10 protein-coding genes are annotated in these 19,471 nt (G+C 67.2%); 7 read left to right on the forward strand and 3 right to left on the reverse strand.

Features of this window, described 5'->3' with window-relative positions:
- Positions 1-671: 671 nt before the first annotated feature.
- A complete protein-coding gene (gene rapA, locus ISN75_RS05580) occupies positions 672-3,512 on the reverse strand; it encodes an RNA polymerase-associated protein RapA (RefSeq protein WP_343820738.1) in 2,841 nt (946 codons plus the stop codon).
- Positions 3,513-3,958: 446 nt separating this feature from the next.
- Between rapA and ISN75_RS05585 the strand changes: the two genes are divergently transcribed.
- The 7 genes from ISN75_RS05585 (at position 3,959) to ISN75_RS05615 (ending at position 16,211) form a co-directional block, all read left to right on the forward strand.
- Positions 3,959-8,017, forward strand: coding sequence for a pilus assembly protein (locus ISN75_RS05585; protein WP_423385134.1), 4,059 nt, complete (start codon positions 3,959-3,961; stop codon positions 8,015-8,017).
- A gap of 202 nt (positions 8,018-8,219) precedes the next feature.
- Positions 8,220-8,813, forward strand: a complete 594-nt coding sequence (gene pilV, locus ISN75_RS05590) for a type IV pilus modification protein PilV (RefSeq protein ID WP_167258825.1) — start codon at positions 8,220-8,222, stop codon at positions 8,811-8,813.
- Positions 8,810-10,189: a PilW family protein gene (locus tag ISN75_RS05595; protein WP_343821615.1), complete on the forward strand. Its 1,380-nt coding sequence runs from the start codon at positions 8,810-8,812 to the stop codon at positions 10,187-10,189. The genes pilV and ISN75_RS05595 overlap by 4 nt, the downstream gene beginning before the upstream one ends.
- 37 nt (positions 10,190-10,226) lie before the next feature.
- The gene (locus ISN75_RS05600; RefSeq protein ID WP_167258822.1) at positions 10,227-10,892 is read left to right on the forward strand and encodes a pilus assembly PilX family protein; all 666 of its coding nucleotides are present in this window, start codon (positions 10,227-10,229) and stop codon (positions 10,890-10,892) included.
- A 47-nt stretch (positions 10,893-10,939) separates the two neighbouring features.
- On the forward strand, positions 10,940-15,187 hold the full coding sequence (locus ISN75_RS05605; RefSeq protein ID WP_423385135.1) for a pilus assembly protein: 4,248 nt from the start codon (positions 10,940-10,942) through the stop codon (positions 15,185-15,187).
- Positions 15,184-15,615, forward strand: coding sequence for a type IV pilin protein (locus ISN75_RS05610; protein ID WP_343821451.1), 432 nt, complete (start codon positions 15,184-15,186; stop codon positions 15,613-15,615). Before ISN75_RS05605 ends, ISN75_RS05610 begins: the two co-directional genes overlap by 4 nt.
- 5 nt (positions 15,616-15,620) lie before the next feature.
- Positions 15,621-16,211 (forward strand): GspH/FimT family pseudopilin, encoded by a 591-nt coding sequence (locus ISN75_RS05615; RefSeq protein ID WP_167258780.1) that lies wholly within the window; start codon positions 15,621-15,623, stop codon positions 16,209-16,211.
- Positions 16,212-16,244: 33 nt separating this feature from the next.
- Here the strand turns inward: ISN75_RS05615 and ISN75_RS05620 are convergent, their stop codons facing one another.
- Both ISN75_RS05620 and ISN75_RS05625 read right to left on the reverse strand, forming a co-directional pair.
- A complete protein-coding gene (locus ISN75_RS05620; RefSeq protein WP_168649469.1) occupies positions 16,245-16,925 on the reverse strand; it encodes a Fe2+-dependent dioxygenase in 681 nt (226 codons plus the stop codon).
- Positions 16,926-17,087: 162 nt separating this feature from the next.
- Entirely contained in the window at positions 17,088-19,412 is a 2,325-nt protein-coding gene (locus ISN75_RS05625) for a catecholate siderophore receptor Fiu (RefSeq protein ID WP_343821448.1), read from the reverse strand.
- Between the last annotated feature and the right edge of the window lie 59 nt (positions 19,413-19,471).

Below are 19,471 nucleotides of genomic sequence, written 5' to 3' on the forward strand. Positions count from 1 at the left end.
GAAGGAGCAGTGGACGGCTGCGGTAGCCTGATTAACCTGGGTCTACACGAAACGGCAGTGCGTTTACGTAACGGCTTCTTCAACGTGCCGTGGCCGAGAGGACGTTCAATGACTGAGGCCAGCTTTTGGGCTTAGCTCTGTCCGTTGCGTAAGCGTACGGCGTAGGTTGGGGTGAGCCGCAGGCGAACCCCAACACCCGCACCTTCCCGCGCCTCGCCACGTTGGGGTTCGCCTGCGGCTCACCCCAACCTACGCCACGGCAAGATTTAACGTTGCGCTCCGCCCGCCCCTCACCCTGCCCTCTCCCCGGAGGGGAGAGGGGTGAAAGCGTGAGGTAGGCAGGAACGAAGAACCAAATCCGGCCTCAGTTCTTGAACGTCCTCTCGGCCACGGCACGTTGAAGAAGCCGTTACGTAAACGCACTGCCGTTTCGTGTAGACCCAGGTTAATCAGGCTACCGCAGCCGTCCACTGCTCCTTCTAGTCGCGTCGCGAGCAGTGGCTCTTAGGCTATTTCTCTTTGGTTACTTTCTCTTTGGGCCAGCAAAGAGAAAGTGACTCGGGCGCCGGCAGGCGTCCGAAATGCCCGCTGCATAAGCGGCCAGATCGCGGTAACGCAAAAACCAGGCGATCCCGCAAAAGGATCCCGGCCTACGCCGGGATGACGAGCCATCAACGCAGCGCGAGAAAATCCGGGCTGACCACAAAGCGCACAGCATCCAGCCGCAACCGCGCCTGCGGCAACGCCTCCAGCAGTGCCGTGCGCTCCCCCGCCACAGCGGCAACCTCAGCCTCGCTGATCGCAGGATTCACCGCGCGCAGCGCCAACAACCGCGAAAGCTCGGCATCGAGCGCCTCCGTCGCCGCCGCGACAGCGGCAGCCACATCACCCTTCGCGCGCTCGGCGGCGAGCTCCTCTGCCTTCTCCAGCATCGGCGGCACCAGCTTCGCAAGAAACTTGCGATACCGCGGCACCTCGATATTGCGGTCCGCCGCCTTGCGCAAGGCCAGCTCGCTCGGCTGGAAACCGGCACGTTCGGCCAGGCGCGTATCGACGGTGACCTGCACCGGCAAGGCCGGCAAAAAGCGCTCCGCGTCCAGCTTGCGGTCGGCCACGCATTCGAGCAGATACACCGCCTGCAACAACGCCGTGCGCGGCGGCAGCGCATCGTCGACGAGGAAGGCGGCATTGCCTTCCTCGCCGGTGAGCACCAGATCCAGCGCGCCGGCCGCCATCGGATGATCCAGCCGCAGCAGCGGCAGATCCTCGCGTGCCAGGGCGACTTCGCGCGCGAACGTCACCGCCACGGGGCCTTCGCTGAAGCCGGGCAGGGCGTCGGTGGAGAGGTACTGCGGGTCGAGCAGCAAGACCTTGCCGCCGAGTTCCTCGGCATGGATGCCGAACTGCTCCAGCAGGCGCTGGATGAATTCGTCGCGGCCGGGATCGTGCTCCTCGCGCGTGAAGGCCTGCTGCAATTCGTCGGCATGCAGGTCGCGGCTCGCCGCCAGCTCCAGCAGGTGATCGCGGCCGTCGCGGATCAGCGCGGCCATTTCCTCGTGGCTGGCGCGCGTCTCGGCCAGCAGCACGTCCAGTTCCTGGTCGCGGTTGTCGTCGCCGCGCGCGTGTTCGTCGGCCAGGCGCGCCAGCGGTTCGCCGTAGCGGCGCAGCAGTTCGCGGCCGTCGGCGGGGCTGAGGCGGAAGGCGTCGACGCCTTCGTCGTACCAGCGCGCCAGTACGTGCTGGGCGCTATCGGCCACGGCCAGGATATGGATGCTGATGTCGTGCTTCTGGCCGATGCGGTCCAGGCGGCCGATGCGCTGTTCCAGCAGGTCCGGGTCCAGCGGCAGGTCCCACAGCACCAGGCGGTGGGCGAACTGGAAGTTGCGGCCTTCGGAGCCGATCTCGGAGCAGATCAGCAGGCGCGCACCATCCGGCTGCGCGAAATAAGCGGCGTTGCGGTCGCGCTGCACGATGCCGAGGCCTTCGTGGAAACGCGCGACGCCGACGCCGCTCTTGGTGCGCAGTGCTTCTTCCAGCGCCAGCACCTTGGCCTGGCTGCGGCAGATCAGCAGGAACTTGTCCTGTGGATGCGCGTCGAGCAAGGCCACCAGCGCGTCGACGCGCGGATCGGCCGAGTAATCCGGTTCCTGCGGCGGCGAGGGCTGCTGGATATCGGCATGGAATTCGGCCAGCAGGGCCTGGCGGCCTTCTTCGCTGAGCAGGCCGGCGTCCAGCAGATGCCACACCGGCACGCGCTGCGGGAAGCCGCCGATGCCCGCGCGGCGATTGCGGAACATGGCGCGGCCGGTGCCGTGGCGGTCGATCAGCGCGGCGATCAGCTCGCGCGCATGCGCGGGCTTGGTGGTGTCGGCCAGGTGAGCGAGCAGGGTGTCGTCGCCGGCGAAGGCTTCGCGCAGGCGGGCCAGCTGGGCGTCGTCCAGCGCCTCGCCATCGAGCAGGCGGTCGGCAATGTGCGACAGGTCCTGGAAGCTGTCGGCTTCGGCCAGGTAGCTGGCCAAGTCGCGGTAGCGCTGCGGGTCGAGCAGGCGCAGGCGGGCGAAGTGGCCGCTGCGGCCGAGCTGTTCGGGCGTGGCGGTGAGCAGGATCACGCCGGGCGTGGCCGCGGCCAGGCGCTCCACCAGCGCATAGCGCGGGCTGGCGGCCTCGGGGGTCCAGGCCAGGTGGTGCGCTTCGTCGACCACCAGCAGGTCCCACGGCGCCGCGAGCAGCTGCTCGGCGCGCTTGGAGTTGTGCTCGAGGAAGTTGAAGTCGGCGATCACCAGCTGCTCGTCTTCGAACGGGTTGGCGCCGTCGCCATTCAGGTCCAGCGACTCGCAGCGTTCCTCGTCGTAGATGGCGAAGCTGAGGTTGAAGCGGCGCAGCAGTTCCACGAACCACTGGTAAACGAGCGTGTCCGGCAGCAGCACCAGCACGCGCTGGGCGCGGCCGGTGGCCAGCTGGCGGGCCAGGATCATGCCGGCCTCGATGGTCTTGCCCAGGCCCACTTCGTCGGCCAGCAGCACGCGCGGAGGGCGGCGCGAGGCGGCGATGCCGGCCACGCGCAGCTGGTGCGGCACCAGGCCGATGCGTGCGGCGCCCAGGCCCCAGGCGGCGGAGCGGCGGGCCGCGGCGCGGCGCTGCAGGCCTTCCAGGCGCAGGTCGAAGCGCGCCACCGGGTCGGTGCGGCCGCCGATCAGGCGGTCGTCGGCCTGGCTCACGCTCTGCTCGTCGTCAAGCTGGCCTTCGTGCAGCTCGCGGCCTTCGCCGCGGTAGATCAGCAGGTCTTCCTTGATCTCCACCCGCTCGACCAGGAAGGCTATGCCCTTGCCGGAAACGCGCTGCCCGGCGCGGAATTCCGCGCGCACCAGCGGCGCCGAATCCACCGCATAGGGCCGCAGCACACCGGCCTTGGCGAACAGCACCTGCACCCCGCGCCCCTCCACCCGTAGCACCGTGCCGAGGCCCAGCTCGGGTTCGGCGGTGGAGATCCAACGTTGGCCGGGTACGAACATCTGCGGTGCTTTCTTGGCGAATTGGGCCCGTGATTATCCGCTCACAGGGAGCGGATGCCTAGGGAAAAGGGCGCAGACCGCGGCGGATGCCGCTGGACCGAGGATTTGCGCACCCGGTGGTAGCCATCGGTGCCCACCGAACCGAGGCTCGTACTGTTCTGAAAGCAGCGTTTCACGCTCGTCGGAAGGATGCGGCCGTTCGTCGGACTTTGCTTGGCGCCGGGCATCCATCGCGCACAGAGTGGTCCGGTGTTTCCAGGGGAGCATGCCCGTGCATGCCATTGCATGCATCCATCGCCGACCAGGTTGATGCGCTTTCGCCGCCGGAAGCCGTTCAACACCGCCCGCTGAATTTTCATCACATGAGCCATGGAGCCGGAGCACGCGCGCCGGCGCGTACCGTCATGCCTATTCGCCCAGCCTTTCCGATCCGTCGCACGGCCGCGATGCGTTGTCTCGCTCTCCTGCTGGCGAGCGGTTGTCCGCTGTCGATGATCGCCATGCAGGCCGCTCCGCCGGTGGCGGTGACGGAGCTCAGTCCCACGCCGCCGAACCTGACCCAGGGCGTGGCGCCGAATATCGCGGTGACGTTCGACAATTCGGGTTCCATGCAGGTGACCTACATGGGCGACAATCGGCCCTATGACGATGCGGGATGGTCCGGCCCCTGGCAGTGCGCCGGTGTGATCGACCCTCGCATCACCAGCGCGGCGGACATCCGCTCGCGCACCATGAATGGCGTGTATTACAACCCGAACGTGCTGTACCTGCCGCCGCTGAGGGCGGATGGCACGGCGTTTCCCGATGCCGATCCGGCCGGCGACCTGAAACGCGTGCCGGTGGATGGCATGGCGATCCATCGCCCGCGCAGCCCGGCGACGCTGGATGCCGCCGGCGCCTATCGCAATAACCCGTATAGCCCGACCACGCGATCGCGCCCGGAAGAGAGCCGGGGCGCGACCGATCTGACCGGCGTGTATGGCTCGGGCGGTGGAAAGCCGTCCTACGACTATCGCTGGGTGTGCGCAAAGAGCCAGTCCTCGCCCATGGACGGTAAAACCACCGGTCCCGACGGCAAGGCCTATCCCGTCGGCGGCCCTTACTACTACCGCTACAAATCGTCCGCGCCGGCCATCGCCGTGGATACCTACGGCAATCCGACCGCGGCTGGCTTGTTCAATCTCTATTACGCCGCCAACTGGGAAGCCGTCGCGGTGCGCAACCAGAACGTCACCATCGGCGGCGTCACCGTCAACGAATGGAAGAACTTCGCCAACTGGTATGCCTACTACCGCACGCGCATGCTGATGACGCGCACGGTGATGTCGCGCGTGTTCGCCAAGCTCGGTGCGCCCACTACCGGCGGTGGCTATGGCAGCGGGTTCCGCGTGGCCTGGCAGAACCTCTATACCGACGACACCTTCCGCCTGCAGGACAGCGCCATCATCAGTACGCTGATGGACGCCAACGCACCGGCCTGCGTTGCCGCCAATGCCGATCCGAACAAGCTGGGCCTGCAGGCGGGCACGGTAAGGACGCCGCCGAACTGCTATCGCTCGGCCTTCTTCAACTGGATCTTCGAGACCTTGCCCAAGGGCACCACGCCCTTGCGCGCGTCGACCATCCGTGCCGGCATGTTCTTCGAGCGGGGCAAGGGCAACACGGGAGCCACGGGCGATCTGCACGATCCGTACTGGGAGCCGCCGGTGAAAGCCGGCGCGGACGGCCTGGAACTCACCTGCCGGCAGAACTTCCACATGATGGTGACCGACGGCTACTGGAACGGCGCGCATCCCTCGCTGCCGGCTTCGTTCAAGGACAGCCAGAGCTCCCGCACGCTGCCCGATGGCACGAAGTATTCCGCCGTGGCGGCGGAGTCGCGCGTGTTCTGGGATGTGCAGGGCACCAAGCTCACTTCGTCGCTGGCGAACATCGCTTTTCATTACTGGGCCACGAATCTGCGTCCGGATCTTTACGATCCGGCCGCAGGCAGGCAGGTGCAGCCCTACATGCCTGACAAGAGCACCGGCGTGGTGGCGGGGGCGAGTTCGAAAGAGGCGGAGCAGTACTTCCATCCGAAGAACGATCCCGCCAACTGGCCGCACGTGGTGCAGTACATGGTGACGCTGGGCATCGCGGGAAAACTGAACTTCTCGGATGACGCCAACTGCAGGGTCGCCACCGCCAACGATCTGTGCGCCTTGCGCCGCGGCAGCATCAACGCTACCGGCGCCACGGGCTGGACCAAGCCCGAGAGCGACAAGCCGGCTGCCGTCGATGACACCTGGCACGCGGCGGTCAATGGCCGCGGCGCCTACTTCAGCGCGGCCAATCCGCAACTGCTGGTGGATCAGCTCGGCACCATCCTCACCGGCATCAACACGCGTGCGGTGCCGGCGACGATCGGTGCGGTGAATTCGGCGGTGCTGGTCTCGGGCGCGCTAGGTTTCAATCTCGGCTACAGCTCGGCGGACTGGCACGGCAGTCTGCAGGCGGTGGCGGTGACGCCGCGCGGCGAGATCGCGGCGATGGCGTGGGATGCGGGTGCGCTGCTGGACAAGATGGATCCGGCGAAGCGCCATATCCTGACGTCTATGCGCAAGAGCGATGGAAGCTTCAAGGGGGGCATCGCGTTCAAGGCTTTCAGCGCCCTGGACAGCGCGGGCCAGGCGCTGCTCAGCAGCTCGCCCGCGAGCGTGGATGCCACGAACGACACCGGCCAGACGCGCCTGGACTACCTGCGCGGCGACCGCACCAAGGAAACCACCACCTTCCGTCCGCGCAACACCCTCAACCTGCTGGGCGCGATCATCGGCTCGCAGGCGGTGTACGTGAGCTACCCGTCGAGCGGCTACCGCAACAGCTGGCCGGCCGGTTCGCCGGAGCAGACGGCGGTGGCCGGCGATGCGGCGAACTGCGCGACGCAGACGCCGCTGACCTGCCACACCTACGAGGCGTTCGTGCAGAACAACCTCAGCCGCAAGCCGGTGGTGTACGTGGGCGCCAACGACGGCATGCTGCATGCGTTCGACGCCTCGATGACCACGGACGCCAGCGGCAACGTGGTCAAGACCGCCACGGCGGGCACGGAGGTGTTCGCCTACGTGCCGCGCGCGGTCTACCCGAACCTGGGCAACCTGACGGTGAAGGACGGTTTCAAGTTCATGCCGACCGCCGACGGTATTCCGGTGACGCGCGACGTGTACTTCGGCGCCGCCACCACCACGCCGGTGTCGACCTCGGCCGGCTGGCACACCCTGCTGGTGGGCGGTCTGCGCCTGGGCGGCCGCGGCGTGTATGCGCTGGACATCACCGACCCGACGGCGATGGCGGCGGGCAAGGTGCTGTGGGAATTCAACGCCGATGCACCGGCGCAGGCCGCGTGGAGCGACGGTTCGATCAGCAACCCGGGCGGCAACCCCGCCAACCTCGGCTACACCTACGGCCAGCCCAACATCGGCCGCCTCAACAATGGCAAGTGGGTGGTGCTGGTGCCGGGCGGTTATTTCCCGGATTGCACCAAGGCCCCGTTCACCGGCGCCAACTGCACCTCGCCGGCGGCGGCCTCCAACACCTACAGCTCGCTGTTCGTGCTGGATGCGCAGACCGGCAAGCTGATCCGCGAGCTGAAGACGCCGGATGCCAACAGCGGCGGCGCGGCCAGCCATGGCCTTTCCTCGCCGGTGCTGGGCGACTACAACGACGACCAGGTCGACGACGTGGCCTTTGCGGGCGACCTGGACGGCAACCTGTGGCGTTACGACCTGTCCTCGAGCGACCCCAACAGCTGGGCGGTGACCCTGGCGTTCAAGCCGGCCACGGCCGGTGCGCAGCCGATCACCAGCATGCCGCGGCTGTTCGCCGACCCGGTGACCAACAAGTTCATCGTGGTGTTCGGCACGGGCAAGTACCTGGGCGTGGGCGACAACACCAGCGGCAGCGCAACGACGCAGTCGGTGTACGGCATCCGCGACAACGGCACGACGGTGACGCGCACCCAGCTGGTGGCGCAGACCTTGAGCGAGGCGACGGCGGACGACGGCAAGACCATCGCGCGCGGCCTGACCGACAACGCGGTCGATAGCAGCAAGGGCGGCTGGTACTTCGACCTGGGTCCGTCGACGTCCTCGGCCGGCGAGCGGGTGGTGGTGACGCCCGGGGCCTTGTTCGACACGGGCCGTGCGGTGATCCAGACCTTGATCCCGGGCACCAACGATCCGTGCAACGCGAGTATCCAGGGCGCGCTGATGGTGGTGAACGCGGCGACGGGCGGGGCGAACGGCGGCCTGTCGGCGCCGGGCGTGTCGGGCTGGAATGGCACGGGCAAGTACGTGGTGGGCGGCCGGGTGAACGACCCGCGCACCACCGGCACGGTGCCGCTGGTGACGACGGTGGGCGGCGGCAGCGTGCTGGTGCCGGGCCTGAAGCTCACCGGCAGCAACAACGTTCTGAACATCAACGACGCCGTCTGGCGCCGCCGTTCCTGGCGGCAAATCATCCGCTGAGCGGTTCCGTCCGCCTCGCCGGGGTCCCCGGCGGGCGGGCTCTGTCTAGTGCGATCCAGTGCTCATTTCTATTGCGAAGCCACGCATTCCCGCCGAATCGGCCTCACCGCTCATCGGACGAATCCTGCCGCTTGTCGGATTCCGCTTGTGGGAATTCTCCCCTCCTAAGGAGAGTAGCCGCGCTTCCAGGGGAGAATCCGTCATGCATGCTGTGTCGCGTCAGCGCGGCGTTTCGCTGATCGAAGTGCTGATGGCCGTGCTGATCTTCAGCATTGGCCTGATCGGCCTGGCCGGCCTCATGGTCATGGCGACGCGTTCGAATCATTCGGCCTACCAGCGCACCCAGGTCACCTTCCTGGCCGGCACCATGGCCGACCGCATGGGCGCCAACCCGGTAGGCGTGTGGAGCGGTTTCTACAACTCCACCGGCTATCCGGTAGCCGCCAGCACGGCTTCGAACAACGACTGCAGCTCCGGCTGCACCCCGCAGGCGCTGGCCGCCGCGGACCAGCGCGCCTGGAGCCGCCAGCTCAGCACCTTCCTGCCGAACGTGAGCGCCGTGATCAGCTGCAACAACGGACCGGCGGGCTATACGCCGGCCGGCTGGACGATGGGCACGCCCGCCTCGGGCGCCACCGCCGCGGTGCCGGCCGATCCGGGCCAGGTGGGCATGCGTCCCCCCTATGGCGGCGTGTGCAACATGCGCATCGCCTGGGACGAGCAGCAGTCCGGCACCGGTCCGCAGCAGCAGACCGGTGTCGCCCAGCAGACCTTCTCGTGGACCTTCCAGCCGTGACCAACTCAGCGCATCCGACTGTTGCCGGCCGGGCCGCCCAGGCCGGCCTGACCCTGATCGAACTGATGGTGGCGATGGTGCTGGGCCTGGTCGTGGCCGGCGGCGTGGTTGCCATTTTCAATTCCACTTCCTCGAGCAACCGCGCGCAGACGCAGCTGGCGCGGTTGCAGGAGGAGGGCCGCTTCGCGGTGACCCGGCTCAAGCAGGACCTGGGCATGGCCAACGGCCAGTACTGCACCAATACCGGTGGCGTGGCCAAGCCGGCGGCGGCATCGCAGGTGTATCTGGATGGCCTGCGCTCGCCAATGGTGTATGCCAAGGGCCTGACCGCGGCGATCGGCGACGTGACCACCGCCTTCGGCGCCACCAGCGGCACCAATACCTATCCGGCGCAGCCGACCGCGCAGTATTCGATGCCGTCGTACCTGTTCATGCGCGGCTACGACTGCACCGCCACCGCCTGCAAGCCGATCGATCCGCACAGCGCCATCGCCAGCATTCCCGCCACCGGCAAGGCGGTGGGCAACCGCGTGATCGGTACCGACGTGATCACCGTGCGCTACGTCAACGCCGACCGCGGCTGGGCCATCGGCAGCGGCGGCACGTCGATCGCCACAGCCGCTTCCAGCGGTTCGGTGATCACCAGCATCACCCTGGCGCCCGCCACCTCGGCCGGCGAGCCGCCGGCCAGCGACTTCGCCAGCGGCGACATGGCCATGCTGGCCGACTGCTCCAATGCGCAGGTGTTCGCCGTGACCAAGAGCGGCAACACGCTGACCCCCGACAGCAGCAACAACTTCGGCTCGCCGGCTCCGCAGCAGCCGCTGTCGGCGCCGAAGCTGTTCGATTTCAACCGCGACTTCCAGACCGTCACCTACTACGTGAAGGTGGTGGACAACGGCAACGGCCAGACCACCGGCGCGCTGGTGCGCCGGGTCAACGGCGGCGCGTTCAAGTCCGACGGCACGACCGCCAATCCGGGCGGCAGCGAAGACGAGCTGGTGCGCGGCGTGGAGCGCATGGATTTCCGCTACGGCATCCAGGACGTCAACGGCAAGGTGCGGTATGTCACCGCCGACGTGGTGGACGCCGCCACCGGCATCAACTGCCCGCCGGGCGAAGTCAACAGCATCACCTCGGTCGGCTGCCTGTGGCGCGCGGTGTCCAGCGTGGAGATCAACCTGGTGATCGACGGCCAGATCCCGCTGTACACGCTGACCGCGAACGATCTGGCCTACACCTACGGCATCGACGGCAAGACCACGCCGGCCGCGCCCACGGCGCACGGCATCAAGCCGAGCGACCAGGGTTTCGTCAATCCGATGCTGCGGCGCGAATTCACCGCGGTGGTGGCGGTACGCAATTTCAATCCGTAAGGCGGGACGCCGCCGTGCGGTCACGAAGGGGAAATACATGATGTACGCACGCTCTTGTCCGCGGCAGCCGCGCGCGCAACGCCAGCGCGGCGTGGTGCTGATCGTGGCGCTGATCTTCCTGGTGCTGCTGACCATCCTGGCGCTGAGCGCGTCGGGCCGCTCGCTGCTGCAGGAGCGCATGGCCGGCGGCCTGCGCAACACCAGCCTGGCGGACATGGCCGCGGAAACCACGCTGCGCGGCGTGGAATGGAAGCTGTGGACCAGCACGACCAAGCTGACCAGCGCGCCGCTGCTGTGCGGTTCCGGCGTGCTGGCGGGCAACTGCTACCGCTACGACCCGAGCAACAGCGCGCTGTACGGCGCCGCCGGTATCGTCACCAAGTTCCGCAACGGCACGGGCTGGATCACCACCGGCACGGCGACCTACAAGGGCGCCGACAACGGCACGGATTTCACCGCGCTGTCCGGCAACCAGAAGACCGGCGCGCTGGCGAACAATCCGGTGTACCTGATCGAGGACATGGGCACCGAGCTGCCGCCGGGAGCCAGCGGCGGCCTGCACGAGTCCGGCGCCACCGGCAGCAACGGCACCGGCGCGGGCAGCACCAGCCGCCACGTCTACCGCATTACGGCGCGCGCCACCGGCGCGGATGCCAACACGGTGAGGGTGATGGAAAGCACCTTCGCCGCCAAGAGCAATTAAACGCGAACCACCGAGCACACGGGCTTTCGAGCCGGAGCCATCCAGCCATGCGTATTCGCCATTTCTTCTCGACACGCCGCGGCATCGCCGCGCTCGTGCTCGGCCTGACCCTGCTGGGCGGCCTGCCGGTACCGTTCGTGCCGACCGCCGACGCGCAGATCGCGCCGGTGCTGGCCAGCAGCATGCTGGCCACGTCCAGCACGGCCGCGCCCGCCGCGGTGGTGGAGCTGAGCCCCACGCCGCCGAACCTGACCCAGGGCGTGGCGCCGAATATCGCGGTGACCTTCGACGATTCGGGGTCGATGGCAAGCAATTACATGGGCGACAGCCGTCCGTTCGACAATGACACCTGGAGTGGTCCGTGGCGCTGCGCTGGCGTGATCGATCCGCGCATCACCAGTGCGACCAACATCCTGTCGCATGCGATGAACGGCGTTTACTACAATCCGAACGTGCTGTACCAGCCGCCGATCAAGGCGGACGGTACGTCGTTCCCCAATGCCGATGCGGGATTGACCCGCGTGGCGCTGGATGGCATTTCGGTGAACCGCCCACGCAACCAGGTCACCTTGGCGGGTACCGGCACCTACCGCAACAATCCCAACGGCACGACGGATCCGACCGGTGCCACCGACCTCACCGGCATCTGGGCGTCGATCAGCACCAAGACCGGATCGAGCTGTGCGGCGAATGCCGACCCGGGCTCGTGCGTCTGCGTCGACAAGAAAAGCAATGGCAGCTGCGGGACCACCAAGACCTCCTGGCAGTGGACCGTCACCACGCAAAACGCGGGCACCGACAACCGCTGGAAGTGCGGCTACGGTAATTCTCCGATGGACTACACCCAGAACGGTCCGGATGGCGTCGCCTATCCGAATGGTGGTCCTTATTACTATCGCTACAAGTCGTCCGCGCCCACCATCGCCGTCGATGTCTACGGCAATCCGACCAGCGCCGGCATCGGCAATCTTTACAACAGCGCTAACTGGGAAGCGGTGGCGGTGCGCAACCGCACCGTCACCATCGGCGGCGTCAGCGTCAACGAGTGGCAGAACTTCGCCAACTGGTACGCTTACTACCGTACGCGCAATCTGATGACGCGCACGGCACTTTCGCGTGTGTTCGGCAAGCTGGGTGCAGCCAATTCCACCGGCGGCTACGGCAGCACGTTCCGCGTGGCCTGGCAGAATCTCTACACCAGCGACACCTTCCAGCTGCAAGACAGCACCATCATCAGCAACCTGATGGATGCCAACTCGCCGGCCTGCGTTGCCTCCAGTGTCGATCCGAGCACCATCGGCCTGCAGACCGGAACGGTGAAGACACCGCCGAACTGCTATCGCTCGGCGTTCTTCAACTGGATCTTCGAAGTCACGGCAACCAATGCGACGCCGTTGCGCGCGTCAACCATCCGCGCGGGCCAGTTCTTCCAGCGCGGCAGCAACAACACGGGAGCTTCGGGCGACCTGCACGATCCATATTGGGACCCACCGGCGAAATCCGGAGCGGACGGCTTGGAGCTGACCTGCCGCCAGAACTTCCACATGGTGGTGACGGACGGCTACTGGAACGAAAACGATCCGGGGTTGCCCACGCCTTTCACGGACAGCCAGACCTCGCAGACCTTGCCGGACGGCACGAGCTATTCCACCGCGTCCGCCCAGTCCCGCGTGTTCTGGGATGTGCAGGGCGACAAGTACACCTCGTCGCTGGCCAACATTGCCTTTAACTATTGGGCCACCAACCTGCGGCCGGATCTCTACGACCCGGCCAACGGCAAGCTGGTGCCGCCGTACATGCCGGACAAGACTACCGGCGTCACTGGTGGGACGGCCGCGCTGGAGCAGTATTTCAACCCGAAGAACGATCCCGCCAACTGGCCGCACCTGGTGCAGTACATGGTGACCCTGGGTATCGCGGGCGAATTGAATTTCTCCAACGATGCCGATTGCGTGGTGGCGACGGCGAACGACCTGTGCGCGCTGCGCAAAGGCTCGATCAATTCCACCGGCGCCACCGGCTGGACCGAGCCCGCCAACAACTCGCCGCCGGGCATCGACGATACCTGGCATGCGGCGATCAACAGCCGCGGCTCGTACTTCAGCGCCGGCAATCCGCAGAACCTGGTGGACCAGCTCAGCGCGATCCTTACCAATATCAGCGCGCGCACCATTCCGGCCAATACCGGTGCGGTGAACTCGGCGGTGCTGGTGCCCGGCGCGCTGGGCTTCAATACGGGCTACAGCTCGGCGGATTGGAGCGGAACGTTCCAGGCGGTGACGCTGAACACCAACGGCGCAACCTCGACGACGGTGTGGGATGCGGGTCAGACCCTCGCTGACACCAGCAAGACGGTGGTGGCCAACCGCAACATTCTGACCGCCAAGGAAGGCAGCGACGGCAGCTTCGCCGGTGGCGTGGCGTTCAAGACCTTCGCCAACCTGGACAGCGCCGGACAGACGCTGCTGTCGGGTTCGCCGGCCAGCATCGACGCCACGAACGACACCGGCCAGACGCGCCTGGACTACCTGCGCGGCGACCGCACCAAGGAAACCACCACCTTCCGTCCGCGCAACACCCTCAACCTGCTGGGCGCGATCATCGGCTCGCAGGCGGTGTACGTGAGCTACCCGTCGAGCGGCTACCGCAACAGCTGGCCGGCCGGTTCGCCGGAGCAGACGGCGGTGGCCGGCGATGCGGCGAACTGCGCGACGCAGACGCCGCTGACCTGCCACACCTACGAGGCGTTCGTGCAGAACAACCTCAGCCGCAAGCCGGTGGTGTACGTGGGCGCCAACGACGGCATGCTGCATGCGTTCGACGCCTCGATGACCACGGACGCCAGCGGCAACGTGGTCAAGACCGCCACGGCGGGCACGGAGGTGTTCGCCTACGTGCCGCGCGCGGTCTACCCGAACCTGGGCAACCTGACGGTGAAGGACGGTTTCAAGTTCATGCCGACCGCCGACGGTATTCCGGTGACGCGCGACGTGTACTTCGGCGCCGCCACCACCACGCCGGTGTCGACCTCGGCCGGCTGGCACACCCTGCTGGTGGGCGGTCTGCGCCTGGGCGGCCGCGGCGTGTATGCGCTGGACATCACCGACCCGACGGCGATGGCGGCGGGCAAGGTGCTGTGGGAATTCAACGCCGATGCACCGGCGCAGGCCGCGTGGAGCGACGGTTCGATCAGCAACCCGGGCGGCAACCCCGCCAACCTCGGCTACACCTACGGCCAGCCCAACATCGGCCGCCTCAATAACGGCAAGTGGGTGGTGCTGGTGCCGGGCGGTTATTTCCCGGATTGCACCAAGGCTCCGTTCACCGGCGCCAACTGCACCTCGCCGGCGGCGGCCTCCAACACCTACAGCTCGCTGTTCGTGCTGGATGCGCAGACCGGCAAGCTGATCCGCGAGCTGAAGACACCGGCCGCCAACAGCGGCGGCGCCAACAGCCATGGCCTGTCCTCGCCGGTGCTGGGCGACTACAACGACGACCAGGTCGACGACGTGGCCTTTGCGGGCGACCTGGACGGCAACCTGTGGCGTTACGACCTGTCCTCGAGCGACCCCAACAGCTGGGCGGTGACCCTGGCGTTCAAGCCGGCCACGGCCGGTGCGCAGCCGATTACCAGCATGCCGCGGCTGTTCGCTGACCCGGTGACCAACAAGTTCATCGTGGTGTTCGGCACGGGCAAGTACCTGGGCGTGGGCGACAACACCAGCGGCAGCGCAACGACGCAGTCGGTGTACGGCATCCGCGACAACGGCACGACGGTGACGCGCACCCAGCTGGTGGCGCAGACCTTGAGCGAGGCGACGGCGGACGACGGCAAGACCATCGCGCGCGGCCTGACCGACAACGCGGTCGATAGCAGCAAGGGCGGCTGGTACTTCGACCTGGGTCCGTCGACGTCCTCGGCCGGCGAGCGGGTGGTGGTGACGCCCGGGGCCTTGTTCGACACGGGCCGTGCGGTGATCCAGACCTTGATCCCGGGCACCAACGATCCGTGCAACGCGAGCATCCAGGGCGCGCTGATGGTGGTGAACGCGGCGACGGGCGGGGCGAACGGCGGCCTGTCGGCGCCGGGCGTGTCGGGCTGGAATGGCACGGGCAAGTACGTGGTGGGCGGCCGGGTGAACGACCCGCGCACCACCGGCACGGTGCCGCTGGTGACGACGGTGGGCGGCGGCAGCGTGCTGGTGCCGGGCCTGAAGCTCACCGGCAGCAACAATGTCCTCAATATCAACGACGCCGTCTGGCGCCGCCGTTCCTGGCGAGGGATTACGCAATGATCGAGACACTGAAGCGGCTGCGCGAGCGCAATACGCGTGGCTTCACCCTGATCGAGCTGATGGTGGTGGTGGCGATCATCGCCATCCTCGCCGCCTTCGCGGTGCCGAACTACCTGCGCTACGGCATCCGTGCACGGCGCTCGGATGGACAGAACCTGCTGCTGCGCGTGGCGACCGCGCAGGAGCGGTTCTATTCGACCAACAACCGCTATGGCAGCCTGAGCGATATCGGCTTCACCAACACGGCGTCGGACAAGGGCTACTACACCGTCGCCGTGACGCCGGCGGCGCCGGCCACCACGTTCACCGCCACGGCCACGCCGGTGAGCGGCGGGCCGCAGGCCAAGGACGACTGCAAAGCGCTGAACATCAACAATTACGGAGTGAAAGGCGCCACCGGCTCCACCACCAACGGCAAGTGCTGGTGACCGCCATGACACGACAGGGGAACAAGGGCTTCAGCCTGGTCGAACTGATGGTGGCGCTGGCGGTGGCGGCGATCCTGCTGGTGGCGGCCGGGCCGAGCTTCCGCGATGCGATCCGGCGCAACAAGGTCAGTTCCGCCAGCAATGCCCTGCTGGCCGATATCGCTTATGCGCGCAGCGAGGCGATCAACCGCGGCAACGTGGTGTCGATCTGCCCGAGCTCGGACCAGGCCAGCTGCACCTCGAACGGCAAGGCCTATGAAAGCGGCTGGCTGATCTATACCTACCAGCCCGGCAAGGGCGTGGCGACCACGGCCTACAGCGCGACGTCCGGCGCGATCAAGCTGCGCGCTTCCGATGCGCGCGACAGCGTGTCGATCCAGGCGCTGGACAGCGTGATCCTGAGCTTCGGCTCGCAGGGCCAGGTGCGCCGCAGCGATAACAAGCAGCCGAAGTTCGCCACCTGCTTCCGCGCCGCGAACGATACCGGCACGGGTACCAGCACCACCGCGGTGCCGGGCGCGCAGCTTACGGTGAATGCTTCGGGCAGCACGACCTCGCAGTCGCTGGGCGTGCAGACCACCTGCGTGCCGAGCTGAGAACTCGTCTGAGCGGCGCCGCCATGGCGCCGCTCAGGTTTCGCTCCATTGGCGCAGCAGGTTGTGATAGATGCCGGTGAGCGAGAGCAGGGTGGCGCGGTCGGTGCCGGGGCTGGCGGTGAGCGACTGGATCGCCACGTCCAGATCGAACAGCAGGCGGCGCCGGCCGTCATCGCGCACCAGGCTCTGGACCCAGAAGAACGCCGCCAGGCGCGCGCCGCGCGTCACCGGACGCACTTCGTGCAGGCTGCTGGACGGATAGAGCAATAAATCGCCCGCGGGCAGTTTCGCCTCGTGCTCGCCATAAGTGTCGTTGACGACCAGTTCGCCGCCGTCGTATTCGTCCGGCTCGGCCAGGAACAGCGTGCAGGAGAGATCGCTGCGCAGCTGCCCGCCGCCGGGCAGCGCCATCACCGCGCCGTCGACGTGATAGCCGTAATGCCCGCCGCCTTCGTAGCGGTTGAAGCGCGGCGCCAGCGTGCGCAGTGGCAGCGCGGCGGCGTGATAGAGCGGGTGCTGCGCCAGTGCGTCGAGGATCAGGCGGCCCAGTGCTTCGCGCACCGGCGAGGCTTCCGGCAACTGCAGGTTGCGCTTGACCTGGGCGCCTTGCGCGCCGACGGTCTGGCGGCCGTCGGTCCAGTCGGCGTGATCCAGTTCGGCGCGGACGTGTCGCAGCTGTTCCGGCGTCAGTACGTTGGGGACATGCAGCAACATGCCAGTCCTCGCGAGGTTTGATCCCCTCTCCCTCCGGGAGAGGGGTTGGGGTGAGGGTACGGGCGGAGTGGAGCGTTGCGCTCCGGCCGTAGCCTCATCCGGCTGCCGCCACCTTCTCCCGAAGGGGAGAAGGATTCCACATCGGAGATTGGCGGAGTTACGTCAGAAGCGCACGTTGGCCGTGAGCATAGCCGAACGCGGTGCGCCGGGCGTGTAGCGGTAGCCGCTCTTGTTGATGGCCGAGACGTATTCCTTGTCGAACAGGTTGTACACGTTCAACTGCAGGTCGACGTGCTTGTTGACCGGGTAGGTGGCCACCGCGTCGAACACCCAGTACGACTTGGTATACGCCGGCGTGCCGATCGCACCGTCGGTGCCGCGCTTGAGCTGGTCGTTGTAGCGCGCGCCGCCGCCGACGGTCAGGCCGAACGGCAAGGTATAGGTGGTCCACGCGGTGAAGGCGGACTTCGGCGTGTACGCCAGATCCGAACTGCCGTCGCTGGTGACTACGCTGCCGCTGAGCACCTTGCTGTCCATCACCGTGTAGCCCGCGCTGACCGCCCAGTGCTCGGTAAGCTTGCCCACCGCGCTGAGCTCCACGCCCTGCACGCGCTTCTTGCCGGTCTGGTAGTACTGCAGGTCGGTCGGATCCTGCACCACGTCGTTGTTGATCTCGGTGCGATAGACGGCGCCGGTCAGCATCAGGCGGCTGTCGTAGAACTCCCACTTGGTGCCCACTTCGGCGGTCCTGGCCTTCTGCGGATTGAAGTTGGGATTGTCGGCGCTGTTGGCCGAACTGCTGAGCGTGAGCGTGCTGCCGCCCGGCGGCTGCTGCGAGATCGCGTAGTTGGCATACACGCTGCCGTTGGCGGCCGGCTTGTACAGCACGCCAACCTTCCAGTTGGTGAGGTTGCCGCTCTTGCGCGCATCCAGGCCCGGCACCGCCGAGTTGGCGGGCAGGGCGCCGCACACGGGCGCGTTGCGCGTGCCGCAGGTGACGGCGCTGTCGAAATCGGTCTTGTAGTGGTCCAGGCGCACGCCGGCGTTGACCTGCCATTGCTCGTTGAACTTCAGCGTGTCGAACACATAGGCCGAGTAGGTGTCGGTCTTGCCGTGCGTGTAGGTGCCGTTGCGGAACCACTGCATGCCCGACACGTGCGGGTTGGGGCGGTACACGCTGGCCGCGGGCCAGGTGTTGAGCAGCGAGACGATGCCGGTGGTGTTCGCTTCCTCGCGGGTCAGTTCGACGCCGGAGCTCAGGTTGTGCGTGATGCCGCCGGTCTGGAAGTTGGCAGTGAAGTTGAACTGGTCGGTGAGGATCTTGTTGGTCTGATCCTTGAACGTCGGGTTGCTGCGCGCGACGGTCCAGGTCGACGGATCGTTCGGGTTCGGCGTGAGCAGGTTGGCCGCGGTGGCCATGTACGAGGTCAGCAGGTAATCCTGCCTGGTGCGGCCCCAGCGCAGGGTGTTGTGCAGGGCCAGGTCGTCGCTGATGTCGTGCTCGACGCGCACAGTGAAGAGGTCGGCCTTGACGTGGTCGTGGTCGGCGTCGGTGCCGTAGAAGTTCGACGGATCGACCGGGCGCGCGTTGGCCAGCCATGGACGCTTGGGATCCGGGCTGCTGTAGCCGGGCAGGCCGATGGTGGAGACGCCGCCGTCGGGGATGTTGTTCTGCTTGACGTGCAGGTAGTCGATGTACACGCGCGTGGCGGTGCCCAGGCCGAAGGCCAGCGAGGGCGCGACGCCCCAGCGGTTGTTTTCCACCTCGTCGCGGCCCGGCACGCCGCTGTTCTGCGCCATCAGGTTGAGGCGGAACGCGCTGCTCGCGCCGAGCACCTGGTTCCAGTCGGCGGTGGCGCGCTTGCGGTCGGAACTGCCGTAGGCGACCTGGCCGGAGACGGCGTTCTGCAGCAGCGGCTGCTTGGTCACCAGATTGATCGCGCCGGTCGGCGCGGTGCGGCCGTAGTCGGTGCCGGCGGGGCCCTTGGTCACTTCCACCTGTTCGATATTGAAGATGTCGCGCGAGATGCTGCCGGTGTCGCGCACGCCGTCCACGAAGATGCTGTTGGACGTGTCGAAGCCGCGCATGTAGATGCCGTCGCCGGTGGTGGTGCTGCCGTTCTCGCCGGCATAGAAGGTGCCCACGCCCGGGGTGTTGCGCAGCGCCTCGGTAAGCGTGGTGGCGCCCTGCTGCAGGAACAGGTCCTTGGTGATCACCGAGATGGTCTGGGTGGTGTCGAGCAGGGGCTGGGTGAACTTGGGGGAGTCCACTTTGTCGGCCACGTAGTCGCTGCCGCGCGTCGCTTCCACGTTCACCGCCGAGAGGCTCTTGGCCTTGGACTGCGGATCCGCGGCGGTGTCGTCACCAGCCATGGCAGGCGACGCCAGCGCCAGGCCGGTCAGCAGCGCGGCGGTGGCCGCGGCGAGCTGGCCGGGCTGCAGCCGGGCGGTGGGGGCGGGGTGCTTGCGGCTTTTGATGTAGGCCATGGGGCTTCCAGATGCATCGATAAGGAGCGCGGCAGGCGATGCGCGCGTGCGCCCATGCC

It is taken from the genome of Dyella marensis (assembly GCF_049532885.1).
GTDB classification, from domain to species: Bacteria; Pseudomonadota; Gammaproteobacteria; order Xanthomonadales; family Rhodanobacteraceae; genus Dyella_D; species Dyella_D marensis.

Coding starts and splice junctions, on each gene's coding strand:
- rapA (WP_343820738.1), bottom strand. CDS start 3,512: ATGTTCGTACCCGGCCAACGTTGGATCTCCACCGCCGAACCCGAGCTG.
- ISN75_RS05585 (WP_423385134.1), top strand. CDS start 3,959: ATGCGTTGTCTCGCTCTCCTGCTGGCGAGCGGTTGTCCGCTGTCGATG.
- pilV (WP_167258825.1), top strand. CDS start 8,220: ATGCATGCTGTGTCGCGTCAGCGCGGCGTTTCGCTGATCGAAGTGCTG.
- ISN75_RS05600 (WP_167258822.1), top strand. CDS start 10,227: ATGATGTACGCACGCTCTTGTCCGCGGCAGCCGCGCGCGCAACGCCAG.
- ISN75_RS05605 (WP_423385135.1), top strand. CDS start 10,940: ATGCGTATTCGCCATTTCTTCTCGACACGCCGCGGCATCGCCGCGCTC.
- ISN75_RS05610 (WP_343821451.1), top strand. CDS start 15,184: ATGATCGAGACACTGAAGCGGCTGCGCGAGCGCAATACGCGTGGCTTC.
- ISN75_RS05615 (WP_167258780.1), top strand. CDS start 15,621: ATGACACGACAGGGGAACAAGGGCTTCAGCCTGGTCGAACTGATGGTG.
- ISN75_RS05620 (WP_168649469.1), bottom strand. CDS start 16,925: ATGTTGCTGCATGTCCCCAACGTACTGACGCCGGAACAGCTGCGACAC.
- ISN75_RS05625 (WP_343821448.1), bottom strand. CDS start 19,412: ATGGCCTACATCAAAAGCCGCAAGCACCCCGCCCCCACCGCCCGGCTG.